This is a genomic window from Antarctobacter sp. (genome assembly GCF_034670325.1).
Lineage (GTDB): Bacteria > Pseudomonadota > Alphaproteobacteria > Rhodobacterales > Rhodobacteraceae > Antarctobacter.
Map to the genome: position 1 here is coordinate 416,577 of NZ_JAXMNR010000004.1, position 14,060 is coordinate 430,636.

Annotated in this window: 18 protein-coding genes; 11 read left to right on the top strand and 7 right to left on the bottom strand. The window is 63.5% G+C overall.

The features are described 5' to 3' along the window. The 5 genes from VOI21_RS12615 to lpxB all read left to right on the top strand — a co-directional run bounded on the left by VOI21_RS12615 (nt 1) and on the right by lpxB (nt 3,887). Complete coding sequence (locus tag VOI21_RS12615) at nt 1-615, top strand: OmpH family outer membrane protein (RefSeq protein WP_323770254.1); 615 nt, start codon at nt 1-3, stop codon at nt 613-615. A 66-nt stretch (nt 616-681) separates the two neighbouring features. Further along, on the top strand, nt 682-1,143 hold the full coding sequence (fabZ, locus tag VOI21_RS12620; protein WP_323770255.1) for a 3-hydroxyacyl-ACP dehydratase FabZ: 462 nt from the start codon (nt 682-684) through the stop codon (nt 1,141-1,143). After that, nucleotides 1,143-1,931: an acyl-ACP--UDP-N-acetylglucosamine O-acyltransferase gene (gene lpxA / locus VOI21_RS12625; RefSeq protein ID WP_323770367.1), complete on the top strand. Its 789-nt coding sequence runs from the start codon at nt 1,143-1,145 to the stop codon at nt 1,929-1,931. Before fabZ ends, lpxA begins: the two co-directional genes overlap by 1 nt. A gap of 7 nt (nt 1,932-1,938) precedes the next feature. After that, the gene (locus VOI21_RS12630; protein ID WP_323770256.1) at nt 1,939-2,727 is read left to right on the top strand and encodes an LpxI family protein; all 789 of its coding nucleotides are present in this window, start codon (nt 1,939-1,941) and stop codon (nt 2,725-2,727) included. Beyond that, a complete protein-coding gene (lpxB, locus tag VOI21_RS12635; RefSeq protein ID WP_323770368.1) occupies nt 2,727-3,887 on the top strand; it encodes a lipid-A-disaccharide synthase in 1,161 nt (386 codons plus the stop codon). The genes VOI21_RS12630 and lpxB overlap by 1 nt, the downstream gene beginning before the upstream one ends. Before the next feature lie 79 nt (nt 3,888-3,966). Here the strand turns inward: lpxB and tkt are convergent, their stop codons facing one another. Next, nucleotides 3,967-5,982, bottom strand: a complete 2,016-nt coding sequence (tkt, locus tag VOI21_RS12640; protein ID WP_323770369.1) for a transketolase — start codon at nt 5,980-5,982, stop codon at nt 3,967-3,969. 243 nt (nt 5,983-6,225) lie between these two features. Between tkt and VOI21_RS12645 the strand changes: the two genes are divergently transcribed. Together VOI21_RS12645 and VOI21_RS12650 are read left to right on the top strand one after the other, a co-directional pair. After that, complete coding sequence (locus VOI21_RS12645; protein ID WP_323770257.1) at nt 6,226-6,915, top strand: hypothetical protein; 690 nt, start codon at nt 6,226-6,228, stop codon at nt 6,913-6,915. After that, entirely contained in the window at nt 6,912-7,313 is a 402-nt protein-coding gene (locus VOI21_RS12650) for a cell division protein ZapA (RefSeq protein WP_323770258.1), read from the top strand. The genes VOI21_RS12645 and VOI21_RS12650 overlap by 4 nt, the downstream gene beginning before the upstream one ends. Before the next feature lie 23 nt (nt 7,314-7,336). On the opposite strand, the gene VOI21_RS12655 is transcribed toward VOI21_RS12650, so the two are convergent. The 4 genes from VOI21_RS12655 to xth all read right to left on the bottom strand — a co-directional run bounded on the left by VOI21_RS12655 (nt 7,337) and on the right by xth (nt 9,600). Then, a complete protein-coding gene (locus VOI21_RS12655) occupies nt 7,337-8,023 on the bottom strand; it encodes a hypothetical protein (protein WP_323770259.1) in 687 nt (228 codons plus the stop codon). 92 nt (nt 8,024-8,115) lie between these two features. Then, nucleotides 8,116-8,475, bottom strand: coding sequence for a Grx4 family monothiol glutaredoxin (grxD, locus tag VOI21_RS12660; protein ID WP_323770260.1), 360 nt, complete (start codon nt 8,473-8,475; stop codon nt 8,116-8,118). A 26-nt stretch (nt 8,476-8,501) separates the two neighbouring features. Then, a complete protein-coding gene (locus tag VOI21_RS12665; RefSeq protein ID WP_089277755.1) occupies nt 8,502-8,738 on the bottom strand; it encodes a BolA/IbaG family iron-sulfur metabolism protein in 237 nt (78 codons plus the stop codon). 79 nt (nt 8,739-8,817) lie between these two features. Next, nucleotides 8,818-9,600 (bottom strand): exodeoxyribonuclease III, encoded by a 783-nt coding sequence (xth, locus tag VOI21_RS12670; RefSeq protein WP_323770261.1) that lies wholly within the window; start codon nt 9,598-9,600, stop codon nt 8,818-8,820. Here xth and VOI21_RS12675 point away from each other — a divergent pair. The 4 genes from VOI21_RS12675 (at nt 9,599) to VOI21_RS12690 (ending at nt 12,746) form a co-directional block, all read left to right on the top strand. Then, a complete protein-coding gene (locus tag VOI21_RS12675; protein ID WP_323770262.1) occupies nt 9,599-9,931 on the top strand; it encodes a hypothetical protein in 333 nt (110 codons plus the stop codon). The two genes, xth and VOI21_RS12675, sit on opposite strands and share 2 nt — an antisense overlap. An 81-nt stretch (nt 9,932-10,012) precedes the next feature. Then, on the top strand, nt 10,013-10,732 hold the full coding sequence (locus tag VOI21_RS12680) for a hypothetical protein (RefSeq protein WP_323770263.1): 720 nt from the start codon (nt 10,013-10,015) through the stop codon (nt 10,730-10,732). Between the two features lie 65 nt (nt 10,733-10,797). Continuing rightward, nucleotides 10,798-11,856: a DUF6902 family protein gene (locus tag VOI21_RS12685; RefSeq protein WP_323770264.1), complete on the top strand. Its 1,059-nt coding sequence runs from the start codon at nt 10,798-10,800 to the stop codon at nt 11,854-11,856. Beyond that, nucleotides 11,853-12,746, top strand: coding sequence for a DMT family transporter (locus VOI21_RS12690; RefSeq protein ID WP_323770265.1), 894 nt, complete (start codon nt 11,853-11,855; stop codon nt 12,744-12,746). The genes VOI21_RS12685 and VOI21_RS12690 overlap by 4 nt, the downstream gene beginning before the upstream one ends. A 99-nt stretch (nt 12,747-12,845) precedes the next feature. Here VOI21_RS12690 and VOI21_RS12695 read toward each other — a convergent pair whose 3' ends face one another. Both VOI21_RS12695 and VOI21_RS12700 read right to left on the bottom strand, forming a co-directional pair. After that, nucleotides 12,846-13,169 (bottom strand): iron-sulfur cluster assembly accessory protein, encoded by a 324-nt coding sequence (locus tag VOI21_RS12695; protein ID WP_323770266.1) that lies wholly within the window; start codon nt 13,167-13,169, stop codon nt 12,846-12,848. Nucleotides 13,170-13,234: 65 nt separating this feature from the next. Continuing rightward, nucleotides 13,235-13,843 carry a serine protease gene (locus tag VOI21_RS12700; protein WP_323770267.1) on the bottom strand — a complete coding sequence of 203 codons (609 nt, stop codon included), beginning with the start codon at nt 13,841-13,843 and terminating at the stop codon, nt 13,235-13,237. Nucleotides 13,844-14,060: the final 217 nt, after the last annotated feature.

Sequence of the window (14,060 nt, forward strand, 5' to 3'; positions counted from 1 at the left end):
GTGCGACTGGCTGTCCGTCTTGCGATCCTGCTGCTGACGCTTTGGGGCGTGGCAGCAGGCGCTCAGGGGCAGGGCAGCCCCTTTCTGCCGGCTGTTCCCAAGACGCCGATCCTTGTCATTGAGTTTGAGCGGGTGTTCTCTGAGAGCGCCTTTGGCATCCGGGTCAACAGCGAGATCGAACAGGCGGGCCGCGCCATCGCGACCGAGAACCGCCGGATCGAGGCCGAGCTGACAGAGGAAGAGCGCGGGTTGACCGACCTGCGCCCGACATTGGCCCCCGAGGAGTTCCGCAAGCTCGCCGATGCCTTTGACGAAAAGGTGCAACGCCTGCGGGATGAACAGGACGCCAAGGCGCGCGCGCTTGGCGCTCGCACGGACGAGGCGCGGCGCCGGTTCCTGACCGTCGCCCAGCCGGTGCTTGAGGGCCTGCTGCGTGAGGCGGGCGCGGCCCTGATCCTAGAACGGCGTACGGTGCTGGTGGCGGCGGATGCCATCGATATCACCGACCGCACCATCGCGCGGATCGACCAGCAGATCGGCGATGGCGCACCTGAAGACCCCACTCCGGATCCGGCACCCGAAGTGCCAGAGGTGCAACCCGACCCGCAAGAGTGAGCCCGCGCTTGCCCCCGCCCGCCGCCGTTGCTAGGGGTTACGCCAAATCTTGAAGGGAGCCCGCCCATGACCGACACGCTTCTTAGCGCGGACATCCAGTTGATCCAGCGCATCCTGCCTCACCGGTATCCGTTTCTTCTGGTCGACCGGGTCGAACAGATCGACGGCACGCAATCGGCGCTCGGGATCAAGAACGTCACCATGAACGAGCCGCATTTTCAGGGCCATTTCCCCGGCCTGCCGATCATGCCCGGGGTGACCATCGTCGAGGCTATGGCCCAGACCGCCGCCGTCATGGTTGGGACCGCGCTGGACATGGCCGACAAAGAGATGAAGGTCTATTTCATGGCCATCGACAAGTGCAAGTTCCGCCGCAAGGTGGTGCCCGGCGATCAACTCAAGATGCGGCTGACCACCCTGCGTGGCAAACCCGGCGGCAAGGTCTGGAAATTCAGCGGCGTGGCCGAGGTTGAGGGCGACATGGCCGCCGAGGCGGAGTTCACCGCCATGATGGACCTGCCGTCTTGATCGCGGACACGGTGATCCACCCCGCCGCCGTCATCGAGGACGGCGCGCAGATTGGTCAAGGTTGCGTGATCGGCCCGTTCTGCCACGTCGGGCCCGAGGTGGTGCTGCACGACCGGGTCGAGCTGAAAAGCCACGTGGTTATCACCGGCAAGACCGAGATCGGCTCTGATACGGTGATCTTTCCTTTCGCGGTGATCGGCGAGATCCCGCAGGACCTGAAATTCCGGGGTGAGAAAACCAGCCTCGTGATCGGTGAACGCAACCGCATCCGGGAACATGTCACGATGAACACGGGCACCGAGGGTGGCGGCGGCGTGACCCGTGTGGGCAATGACGGGCTGTTTATGGCGGGCTGTCACGTGGCGCATGATGTGCAGGTGGGCAACAACGTGATCCTGGTGAACAATGCCGCGCTGGCAGGGCATTGTGTGATTGAGGATGAGGTCATCATCGGCGGCTTGTCAGGCGTGCATCAATGGGTCCGTATCGGGCGCGGGGCGATCATCGGCGCTGTCACCATGGTCACAAACGACGTGATCCCGCACGGTTTGGTGCAGGGTCCGCGCGGGGTGCTGGACGGGCTGAACCTTGTCGGCCTCAAACGGCGCGGTGTGGCCCGGTCCGACATCACCTCCTTGCGCGCCGCCTTTCAGATGCTGGCGCAGGGCGAAGGCGCGTTTCAGGACCGTGCGCGGCGGCTGGGCGATGAGACGCAAAGCGATTACGTGCGCGAGATTGTCGATTTCATCCTGGGCGACAGCGACCGCAGTTTCCTGACACCGGGCTGAGCGGGCGATGTTGGCCTTGATCGCAGGCCGTGGGGCCTTGCCCGCCGCCGTGGCCAAGGCCGTGTCCGGGGGTGTTGTGGTTTGTGGTCTTGAACATTGCCCTCCGGATCAGATTGAGGCCGATCACCTGTTTCGGCTTGAGCGGCTTGGCGGGTTGCTGGCGTGGCTCAAGGCGCGGAATGTAACGCAGGTCTGTCTCTGCGGGGCCGTGACCCGACCCGATCTGTCGCTGGCGCGACTGGACTTGCGCACCTTGCCGCTGGTGCCACGTATTCTGGGCGCGCTGCGACACGGGGACGACGGGGCCCTGCGCATTGCCATCGATATCCTTGAAAGCGCCGGTTTTGCGGTGCGCGCCGCGCATGATCTGGTGCCCGACCTGTTGCCTGCAACGGGTGTGCCGACCGTAGCCCAACCGGACGAAGCCGCTGCGCAGGCGGCCGGGATTGGCGACAGTGTTTCGGACCAACAGGCGCGGCGCGATCTGGGGCAGGCTTGTGTCCTTCAAGACGGGAAACTGATCGCCAAGGAAGACGAGGATGGCACCGACGCCATGCTGCGGGGGCTGGGACCAGAGGCGCGCGGCGGCGTGTTGTACAAAGCCCCCAAACCGGGGCAGGAACGCCGCGCCGATTTGCCGGTGATCGGCATCGGGACCGCCGAGGGAGCGATTGCCAGCGGTCTTGCAGGGATCGTGATCGAGGCGCGCGGCGTCATGGTTCTGGACTGTCCGCAGGTTGTGGCGCTGCTGGATGCGGCTGGCCTTTACCTCTGGGTTCGCGAAAGGGGCGCATGATGCGCGTGTTCATCACCGCCGGAGAACCCTCCGGTGATCGCCTTGGCGCGGCCCTGATGGCGGGGCTGAAGGAACTGGTGCCGGATGTCACGTTTCGCGGTATCGGCGGGCCGCTGATGCAGGCCGAAGGGCTGGACAGCCTGTTCGACATGGATGAAATCAGCATCATGGGGATTGGTGAGATCCTCAGAGAATACCGCCACCTTAAAGCGCGTATTCGGCAAACCGCCGACGCGGTGGTGGCTGAACGTCCTGACGTGCTGATCACAGTGGACCTGCCGGAATTCAGCCTGCGGGTCGCGCGATTGGTCAAAGCAGTCTCTGACGTGCGCGTGGTGCATTATGTCGCCCCCACCGTCTGGGCATGGCGGCCCAAACGGGCCGAGAAGATGGCCGCTTATGTGGATCAGGTGCTGGCGCTGCTACCGTTTGAACCGCCCTATATGGAAGCTGCGGGTATTCCCTGCGATTTTGTCGGGCATCCGGTGGTGATGGAACCGCAGGCCAGCATCGAAGACGCAGAGGCGTTCCGTCTGCGCCACGGGATTGGTGGTGAAATGGCGCTGGTCCTGCCCGGTTCGCGCCGGTCCGAGGTCAGCCGCCTGTTGCCGATCTTTGCCGAGGTTGCGCGGCTGCTGCACCGGGCGCGCCCGGACCTGCAACTGGTCATTCCTGCCGCCGCCCCGGTGGCGGCCACGGTGCGCGCAGCTGTGGCCACGTGGCCCGGCGCACCTTTGGTGATCGACCCGGACACAGATTTGGGTGGGCTGGAGAAACGCGCCGCCTTTGGCGCGGCGGATGTGGCGCTGGCGGCGTCGGGGACGGTGTCGTTGGAACTGGCGGCGGCGGGCACGCCGATGGTGATCGCCTATGACATGAGCTGGCTCAGCCGCCAGATCATCGGTCGGATGCTGCGGGTGGACAGCGTAACGCTGGTCAGTCTGGTGTCCGAAACCCGCGTCATCCCAGAATTCATCGGCGCCAAGTGCCTGCCCGGTCCCATTTCCAAAGCAGTGGGAGAGGTTCTGGACGCACCCAAGGCGCAACAGGCGGCGATGGATCTGACCATGGAACGGTTAGGGAGGGGCGGAGAACGCCCCGGTCTGCGCGCCGCTCGCGCGGTGTTGACCCGATTGCCGGGCGGTAAGCCGCTGCACTGATCCAATACAGCCGTGACACGAAAACGGGCCGGAAACTTGCGTTTCCGGCCCGAAAATCCGTGTCGCAGGCAAGGGGGGCTCAGAGCATTCCCTTGACCTTTTCTACCACCGCCTCGGCGGTGATGCCGAAATGCGTATAGAGTTCTTCCGCCGGCGCGGAGGCCCCAAACCCGTGCATGCCGACAAACTCGCCCTTGTCGCGCTTGCCGCGCTCACCATAGAGCCAGCGATCCCAGCCAAAGCGGACCGCCGCCTCGACGGCGACACGCACCGGACCACCCGGCAGAACCCGGCGGCGATAGCTTTCGTCTTGCGCCTCGAACAGTTCCCAGCAGGGCATGGACACAACCCGCGTGCCGATCCCTGCGGCCTGCAGAAGGTCGCGGGCGGCCAATGCGATAGCCACCTCAGAGCCTGTCGCCATCAGGATCGCCTCACGCTTGCCCTCTGCATCGGCCAGCACATAGGCGCCTTTTTCCGTCAGGTTGGCGTTCTTGTGCTCCAGCCGGACGGTGGGCAAGCCCTGACGCGTCAGTGACAGAACAGACGGTGTTGCCGTCTGGCGCAGTGCAATTTCCCACGCCTCGGCCGTTTCGACCGCATCGGCGGGACGGAACACCAGCGTGTTCGGCGTCGCACGCGAAATCGCCAGATGTTCGACCGGCTGGTGGGTTGGGCCGTCTTCACCCAGACCGATGGAATCGTGGGTCATCACAAACACCGTGGGGGCCTTCATCAGCGCCGCCAGCCGCATCGCGGGGCGGGCGTAGTCGGTGAAGGCCATGAAGGTGCCGCCATAAGGGCGCACGCCACCATGCAGCGTCATACCGTTCATTGCCGACGCCATGCCGTGCTCACGGATGCCGTAATAGATGTAACGGCCTTTGCGATTGTCGGTGTCAAAGACGCCCAGATCGCCGGTCAGCGTGTTGTTCGATCCGGTCAGGTCGGCAGAGCCGCCCAGCGTTTCCGGCATCACCGGGTTGATCACTTCCAGCGCCATCTCGGACGCCTTGCGGGTCGCGACCTTGGGTGCCGTCTCAGAGACCTGCTTTTTCAACGCTTTGATCACCGCCGACAGTTTTTTCGGGGCCTCGCCCGCCATCACGCGGGTGAATTCCTTTTGGCGGCTTTCGCTGGCGTCACCAAAGCGGGTTTCCCACTCGGCGCGATCCGCAGCGCCGCGCGATCCGACCTCTTCCCACCATGTCTTGATCTCGGCGGGGATGTTGAACGGTGCCGAGGACCATCCCCACGCCGTCTTGGCCGCGTCGTTCTGGTCATTGTTGGTCAGCGCGCCGTGACCCTTGGAGGTGTCCTGCGCCGCATGACCAAGCGCGATATGCGTCTTGCAGGCGATCATGGACGGCTGCCCGGACTTCTTGGCTTCGGCAATGGCGGCGTCGATGGCCTCGGGGTCGTGGCCGTCGATTTCCTGCACATGCCAGCCCGACGCCTTGAAGCGCGCAACCTGATCGGTGCGGTCCGACAGAGACACCTTGCCGTCGATGGTGATGTCGTTGTTGTCCCAGAAGACAATCAGGTGACCCAGTTCATAGCGGCCGGCAAGGCCGATGGCCTCTTGGCTGATACCTTCCATCAGGCAACCGTCGCCAGCGATCACATAGGTATGGTGATCGACCAGCTTCTTGCCAAAGCGGGCGCGCAGGTTTTCCTCTGCGATAGCAAAGCCGACCGAATTGGCGATACCCTGACCCAGCGGGCCGGTTGTGGTCTCGATCGCCTTGGCCATGAAGTTTTCCGGGTGACCGGCGGTCTTGGCGCCCATCTGGCGGAAATTCTTGACCTGCTCCAGCGTGATCTCCGGATCGCCGCACAGGTACAGAAGGGCATACAGCAGCATAGAGCCATGTCCCGCCGACAGGATAAACCGGTCACGGTCGGCCCATTCGGGCTGTGTTGCGTCAAATTTCAGGTGCTTCGAAAACAGCACGGTGGCGACGTCGGCCATGCCGATGGGCATGCCCGAGTGACCTGAATTGGCGGCCGCGACGGCGTCAAGCGCAAGCGCGCGGATGGCCGTAGCGCGCATCCAGTGATCCGGATTGCGGGTGCGAAGCTCTTGGATATCCACCGGGTTTCGATCCTCTGGCTGGGGGTTTTGCCGCGTCAATAGCAGCCACGCGGCGAAGTGCAAGCAATGCGCCGCGGTCAGCATGAAGGCCGCCGCCTAAGGCCTTGGAAGATAAGGGGGCGCATTTTCCTTTTTCGCTTGTTAAACTTTCCACAACCCAACGTGTGGCGATTCGGTCCACAGGGAAAAGGCGCTCTGCGCGGTTGAGACCGCAGGGCCGGGCAAGAGGACGAAACAGGGCAGATGAGCCAGATCGAGGACTTGCAGGCGCGTATCACCCGCGCACTGGATCGTATCGGGCAGGGGATCGACGGGCTGAACCCCGACCCTGCATCAGAGGATTTCGCAGCATTGCGCGGACGGGCTGAGGCCGCCGAGCAAGAGCTGGCCGAAACGCGAGAGGCCTTTGCCGCATCGCGTGAACAGGCCGAGGCAGACCTTGACGCCGCCGTGTCGGCGGTGCGGGCCGAAGCCGCCGAAGAAATTGAGCGGCTTCAGGCTGAGGCCAGCGCCCGCCTGCAGGCCGAGGCAGCCGGGGCCGATACGCCCGAGGTTGCGGAACTGCGGGAGGCGCTCGAAGAAGAGCAGATGGCCAACGCGCAGCTTCAGGAGCGTCTGCGATTGCTCAAGGCGCGGATGGCCGAGGCGGAAACCGCCAGTGCCGAACCCGCCACGACGCTGTCGATGGTTGCGCTGGATGCTGAACTGCAAAAACTGCGCACCGCGAATGAGGACCTGATGGCCAACAATGCCGCGCTGCGCGAAGCCAACGCGCAGGGTGTGGGCGAGCCGGAATTGATCAATCGCGGCATGGAGGCCGAACTGGAGGCGCTGCGCGCGGCCCGCGCCGCCGAAGCCGCCGAGGCGGGGGCCGTTCTGGACGCACTGACACCGCTGTTGGCAGACGCCGCAGAAGAAGGAAGGCCGGGATGACCCAGATGGAAGTCGAAATCAAGATCGGCGGGCGCAGCTTTGAGGTGGCCTGCCAGCAGGGCGAGGAACAGTATCTCCTCTCCGCCGCGCAGCTTCTGGATACAGAGGCGCAGGTTCTGGTGACCCAAATCGGCCGGATGCCAGAGGCTCGGATGTTGCTGATGGCGGGGCTGATGCTGGCGGACAAGACTGCGGGCCTAGAAGAGCGTCTGCGCGAGACGCAGGACAAGCTGAAGGCGGTCGAGGGCGAACTGGCCGAGGTCAAGGCAGCGCCTGCGCCCGCGCCGGAAAAGGTCGAGGTGGCGGTGATCCCGGACGATCTGACCGATGCGCTTGCCGAAATCGCCGCCCGCGCCGAGGCGCTGGCCAATACATTCGATGACGCGCAGGCTGGATAACCGGTGGGGCGTCGGGCACAGGCCTAGCGCGCCAGTTTCCGGCTCAGCGCCCGCCCCAGATCGACAAAGCGCAGCATGTCATCGGTGTCGCGGAGCAGGCCGGTTTGGCGTATCCGCAGCCCCTCGCGTCCCAGTGAAACCACCGGCTGCATCGCCTCATTCAATCCGGCGCGCGCCTCGATCAGGTCGGCCATGTCCCGGACCGGCGAAAGAGCGTTCTCTTGGCCCGGAGTGGCGAACAGCGTACCGGGCCCGTCACCGGGAACAGCGCGCAGGTCCGCCGCCTCTTCGCCCAGCCCGCCGGTCATCCGGTTCAGCAGCATCTTTCCGATCATGCCACCGCCGGTCTTGGCCAACATCATCTCAGCCATGGCCGCGGTCTTTTCCGGGATGTCCGGCCCCAGCAGTGCCAGCCCTTGGTCCAGTGCCAGACCGGGTTGGGTGAATTGGGACCAACGCCGCGAACTGCCGCCTTGCGTCCCGCCGGTCTGGACATATTGCACAAGCTCCCAGCCCTCGGCGGGGTCTGAAATCACCGTCCGGCTGCCGCGCCCGCCGGTTGACGGTGTGTGCTGATAGGTCCAGCCCCGTTCCGCCGCGAAACGCTCTAACCGCTCCCGGCGCTGCGCCCCGCGTCGCAAGGCAAAGGCGATCAATCCGGTCCCCAGAAAGGACGCAAGGATCAGGACGGCGACAACAAATATCTCCATGGCAAATCTCCGGCGCGCAAAAATCGAAAAAAGAAATGGCGGGCAGGGGAGGCCTGCCCGCCATCACAATTTTTCCGACGCTTGCGCGCGGGTCAACCGTTGGCTTCGCGGATCTTTTCTGCGGCGTCCTTGTCGTAAGCCACGCCATTGGCCTCAAACAGCTGGTCCAGCTCACCCGACAGGGTCATCTCTGTGATGATGTCGCAGCCGCCGACAAACTCACCCTTAACGTAAAGCTGCGGGATGGTCGGCCAGTCGGAGTAGTCCTTGATGCCTTGGCGCAGCGCATCGTCCGCCAGCACGTTCACGTCCTCAAACGCGACGCCCATGTAATTCAGCACCCCCGCCACGCGGCTGGAAAAGCCACACTGCGGCATGGTCTTGTTGCCCTTCATAAAGAGCACGACGTCATTGGATTCGACGGTCTGTTTGATCTGGTCTTGGGCCGACATGCGGTATCCTCTGGATTGGCGGCGCCTCAGTCGGGCGCCTTGGTTGTCAGGGCCAGCGCGTGCAGCGCGCCGTCGGGGCCGTCCATCTTGCCTTTGAGCGCGCCGTAAACCGCGCGCTGCTGCTGGACGCGATTCATGCCGCGAAAGCTTTCGTCGATGACAAGGGCCGACATATGGACCCCGTCCTGTCCATCGACAGAGATCTTGGCGTCGGGAAAGGACTGGCGCAGCAGGTCCTCAAGTTCCTTGGCATACATCGGCATGGGGCGGCTCCGCTCGTTTCGGTGTTTCCGACAGAAATAGGGTGTCATCCCGGGGCGTGCAAGCGGGCTGCGCCTGTGATCAGGCGGCCAATTCGATCCAGACCGGCACATGGTCCGACGGTTTTTCACGGCCACGAATGGCAGAGTCGATCTGGCAGTCGGTCATCAGGTCGGCGGCGGCAGGGGTCAGCAGCAGGTGATCGATGCGGATGCCATTGTTCTTTTCCCACGCACCGGCCTGGTAATCCCAGAAGCTGTAGTAACCCGGTGCCTGAGTGCGGGCGCGGAACGCCTCGGTAAAGCCAAGGTTCAGGATACGGCGAAAGGCGGCGCGGGTCTGCGGCAGGTATAGGGCGTCCTCTGTCCAGACCTCGGGGCGGGCCGCGTCCTCGGCCTGCGGGATCACGTTGTAGTCGCCAGCCATGAGTGCGGGCATCTCTTCGGCCATCAGTTCGCGGGCGCGGGCCTCCAGCCGTTCCATCCATGCCAGTTTGTAGTCGTACTTGGGGCCGGGGGTCGGGTTGCCGTTGGGCAGGTACAGCCCACAGATCCGGACCGCCTGCGTGTCACCCATGACCGTGGCCTCGATCCACCGCGCTTGTTCGTCGCTGTCATCGCCGGGTAGACCGCGGCGCACGTCCTCCAGCGGGCGTTTGGACAGGATCGCAACGCCATTAAAGCTTTTCTGCCCGTGGGTCTCGACGTTGTAACCGCGCTCTTCGAACGGCTCGCGGGGGAAATTCTGGTCGATCGACTTGATTTCCTGACACAGCACCACGTCGGGCTGTGCCTCGTCCAGCCAATCGAGGACGGCAGGCAGGCGGGCCTTGATGCCGTTGATGTTGAAGGTGGCGATCTTCATGGCGCGTTCTCCTGCCGGTTTGGGGGTCATGGATTACAGGCAACACGGTTCCGGTCAAGCGCAGCGGAAAAAGTACAGAATTGTATCAGTTTGGTTGAGTTTTGTGACTTGGTTTCAACCTATTGGCGTCTACGGCGTCACAAAACACCCTCTGGCCTCGCATGATTCGGGGATGATTCGCACAGTTACGGGTTTGCAAAGCGGCGTTGCCTTGCAAAGTCTGAAACTATCCACAGGAAATTTGTTTCTGTGGATAATCCGTATTGTGACGGGTTTCGAAACGGCTGCGCGAATCGAAATTGTGGATAAACTTTCTCTTAAACAACCTTAACAAGAATTAACTTTTTTGCAAACGGCTTTTGCGTGCAGATTTCAAGGGCATAGCAGCTCAATCTGGACAAGGAGCGACACCATGACTGCCCTCATCAAGATCCATAGCCTTGAAGAAATCGTTTCCAGCGCGGAAACGAGTGCCTTTGCCGGCGACGCCGTCGAGGCGTTCACCTCGTGGTCTGGCCCGGCCGAAGGCGATCTCTTCGGAGGTGGCTCAGTAGAAGCCTACACATCCTGGTCCGGTCCGACGACCGGCAAACGCGAAACGGGCGATGCTGTCGAAGCATTCACCTCCTGGTCGGGTCCTGCAACTGCCGAGATGGATAGGGGTGGCCAAGTTGAGGCGTTCACCTCGTGGTCCGGCCCGGCGGCTGGCGAGATCGAGCGTGGCGATAACGTGCAGGCGTTCACCTCTTGGTCCGGTCCCGCCGCAGGCGACCGTGAGACAGGCGACAACGTCGAGGCCTTTACCTCTTGGTCCGGCCCGGCGACTGGCGATGCCCAGCGTGGCGACAATGTGCAGGCCTTCACCAGCTGGTCCGGTCCCGCCGCAGGCGACCGTGAAACAGGCGACAACGTCGAGGCGTTCACCTCGTGGTCCGGCCCGGCGGCTGGCGACATCGAGTCCGGCGACAACGTGCAGGCCTTCACCAGCTGGTCTGGCCCCGCGGCAGGCGACCGTGACGCAGGCGACAGCGTCGAAGCGTTCACATCCTGGTCCGGTCCGGTGACCGGCGACACCGAAACCGGTGACAGCGTTCAGGCCTTCACCAGCTGGTCCGGCCCGACCCGCGCCTGAACTACAAGACCGATACCCGGGCGGGGCGGGGATGCTCTGCCGCAAAGCAGCAGGAGAGCCCAGCGATGAGCAATATCATCCACCTGACCGTCCCGACCCGGATACCCCCACTGGAAGCGCGGATCACCGCGCTTCTGGGATCCTTCGCCGATCACCGCCGCACCGGCGATGACGTGTTCTGGCTGAAGGAAAACGCCGAACTTCTGAACATCCTTGAATGCACGGGCCAAAGCGTGGCGCCAGAGGCGCTTGCGCGGCACGCGGGGTTCTATGCCGACGCTGTGACGCGGCTGGAGTTCTTTCCGCAATACTATCGCTTTATCTTGTCGCTGGCGCTGGATCTCGAAGATCTCGGGATGCCGGGGAGCCAAGCCCAGAAGATGGTGGATTTTGCGGCCCGCGAAGGGCTGGCCGAGGCCGAGCTTTCGGATCTGCAACGGGCCGAGGCACGCCGCCTGATGACCCGCCGGGGCATTGATCCGATCCGCGATGAGGGGCTGAACGATCGGCTTCGCGCCTTTTGTGCCCGCACCGCGACCTTTGCGCTGCCCAATAAAAAGGCCGCCTATGAGTTGACCCACATCGTTTATTACCTCTCGGAATACGGTCGCCGCGATCCGGGTCTGCCGGATGAGGCGATCCAGAGTCTGCATTTCGCCGGGCTGACCGCCTTTCTGGATCAGAACGCCGACCTTGTGGCCGAGGTCTGTATCGCGCTGCACTATGCCGGTCAGACGCCGCCCGCTGTCTGGACCGCATGGCTGGAGCGGGAGACCGCCGCCTATGGGGTTACCGCCGATCCGGCAGGGTCGATCAATGACGACTATCACGAATATCTGGTGTGCAACTGGCATCAGGCGGTCACCGGATCGGCGCTGTTCCGCAAGCCGGTCTGCGATGAGCGCCTCCAATTCAAGAGCGGCGCACGTGCCCAGACCGTCCTGCGTGAACTCAGTCAGGCGATCTACGGTCTTGACCACCGCTCGGGCGACTGGGGGCGGATGCGGCCACGGATGGAACCGGCGCTGTCGCCGCAGGCCCGCGACGTGTTGAGCGTTGCCGTCCAGTCGAGCGCGCTGTTTGACGCCTATTTCGAGGGCTTCGCCCGGGCCGGTCGCGCATGAACCGGGTGGTCCTGTCAGGTGCCACGGCGGGTGGCGCGCTGATCCTTGTCTACACCGGCATGATGGCCGCCGCAGACGGGATCACCAAGTTCATCGCCGGGGGCTATGCCGCCCCACAGCTTTTTGTGCTGTCCTCGGCGCTAGTTATGGCCTTTGCTCTGGCCGGGGCCAAGGCGAATGAGGCCGGACCCGGTCTGCGTATTCGGTCCAAAAAGGCGATGGCGATAAGATCGGTACTGACGGTCATCGCATCGGTCGCCTTCTTTCAGGCGTTCCGCCTGTTGCCCTTCGCGGATGTCTTTCTCTTTATCGGTCTGATCCCCCTGATCGCCGCTGTATTGTCCGGTCCGGTCCTGGGCGAGACGCCGCGCCCCGCCGCATGGGCCGCGCTGGCGCTCGGTGCCGGAGGTATCCTGTTCCTGATGCCCGGCGGTGTCTCGAACGCACAAGCGGGGCATGCCTGGGCCTTGCTGGCCGCAGTCACGGGCTGTGGCTCTATGTTGGCCGCCCGCGTCATCGCCAAAGCGGAACGCGCCCCGCTGGCGCAGGTTTTCTGGCCCAACGCTGCGCTGATGGTCGCTATGGCCGTCGCACTGCCCTTTGTCTGGAAACCCATGAACATGATCGACATGGGGTGGGTCACGGCCTATGCCGCCGCGCTGTTTGCGGCCCGCTACGTGGTGGCCGAGGCGCTGCGCCTTTTGCCCGCCTATGTCGCAACGCCGCTGATGAACCTGCAATTTGTCTGGATGGTGGTGATCGGCTTTCTGGCCTTTGGCGAGATCCCGACAATCGGTACATGGGCCGGGGTCATGCTGGTGGTGGGGTCGGGCATGTGGCTGATCCTTGAGGAACACCTTGGTCGCACACGGGTTATCCCCGCCGAGTGATCTTGTGGACCGCAAACACGACAAGGGCGCCCTCATGTGGCGCCCTTCCTGCGTTTGGTCTTTCTGAGAATATGCGAATGCCCGCTTGGGTCGCAGACCTTAGATCGAAAACGATGTCCCGCAGCCGCATGAACTGGTGGCATTCGGGTTTTCGATCACAAACCGCGCGCCGATCAGCTCATCCGAGAAATCGATCACGGCCCCCGACAAGAACGGCAATGAGATCGGATCGACGATCACCTGCTCTTTGCCGCCAGCGATCACCAGATCGTCGTCCGCCGGATCGTCCAGCTTGATCTCGTACTGAAAACCGGAACAGCCGCCGCCTTCGACGGCCACGCGCAGCGCTTTGCCGTCCGTCCCGGCACCGATTTCGGCCAGGCGCGCAAAGGCGCGGTCCGTTACTTTCGGTGGCAGTTGCATGTCGTTCCCCTTGGAATAACCCTTTGCCGGAACTTAGGCATGGGCGGGCAGAGCTTCAAGCCGTGTCATTTGTCCTCGGCAGCAGGCAAGAGCCGCAGCAACGCGGCGGCGCTGCGGGCGCGGGCGGTGCCATCCTTGCCGGTTGACAGGTGAATTGCCAGAACCTCGCCGCTGTCCGGGTCCAGCAGGGGCGCACCCAACGTACCTTCTCCGATTGCGCAATTGTGCGTGACCAAGTCGTCACCCGCGTCGCCGTTTGCGGTCACGGCGCAGGTGTCGCTGACATAGCTCATGGCGGCGCCTTTCTCATGCACCAGGGCGACCAGAGGCTGCCCCGGCTCTGGTATCTGGTCCGACAGTGTCAGAATGCGGTTTTCCTCGAACGCTGCCTTTGGGTCGATCAGTTGCAAAAAGCTGACGCCGAACCCCTCAGATCCCATGCGCGGATCGAAGTAGAGATAGCGCGTCTCTGCGCCGTCACCGTCTTTGGCCGTGTAGTCCAGCAAGATGCCGGAAATGAGCGCGGACGGATAACCGTCCAACTGCATCTGTCCCGGCACGCAATTCCAAGAGGTGGCCACGATGGTCGGCGCGACAATGAAGCCTGAACAATAGCCCGCGCCTTCGCGCTGCAGGATGTCGATCCGACCGACGCCGCGCGCCAGTGCGCGCACCTTGTTGTCTTCGGGCAAAGAACAGTTTGCCCCGTCGCAAGCGGCGCGGGCTGGTGAGGCGAAGGGCAAGGCAAGACCTGCAAGCAGGGCTAAACTCAAAAAACGCACGGGAAATTCCTCCTTCAATCAATCAAAGCGTATCACATCGTGATCGGGCTGCCAGCAAAGGCAGAAAAGCCCCCGCCCTGACTGGGCGGGGGCGGGTATCCCCGTCCGG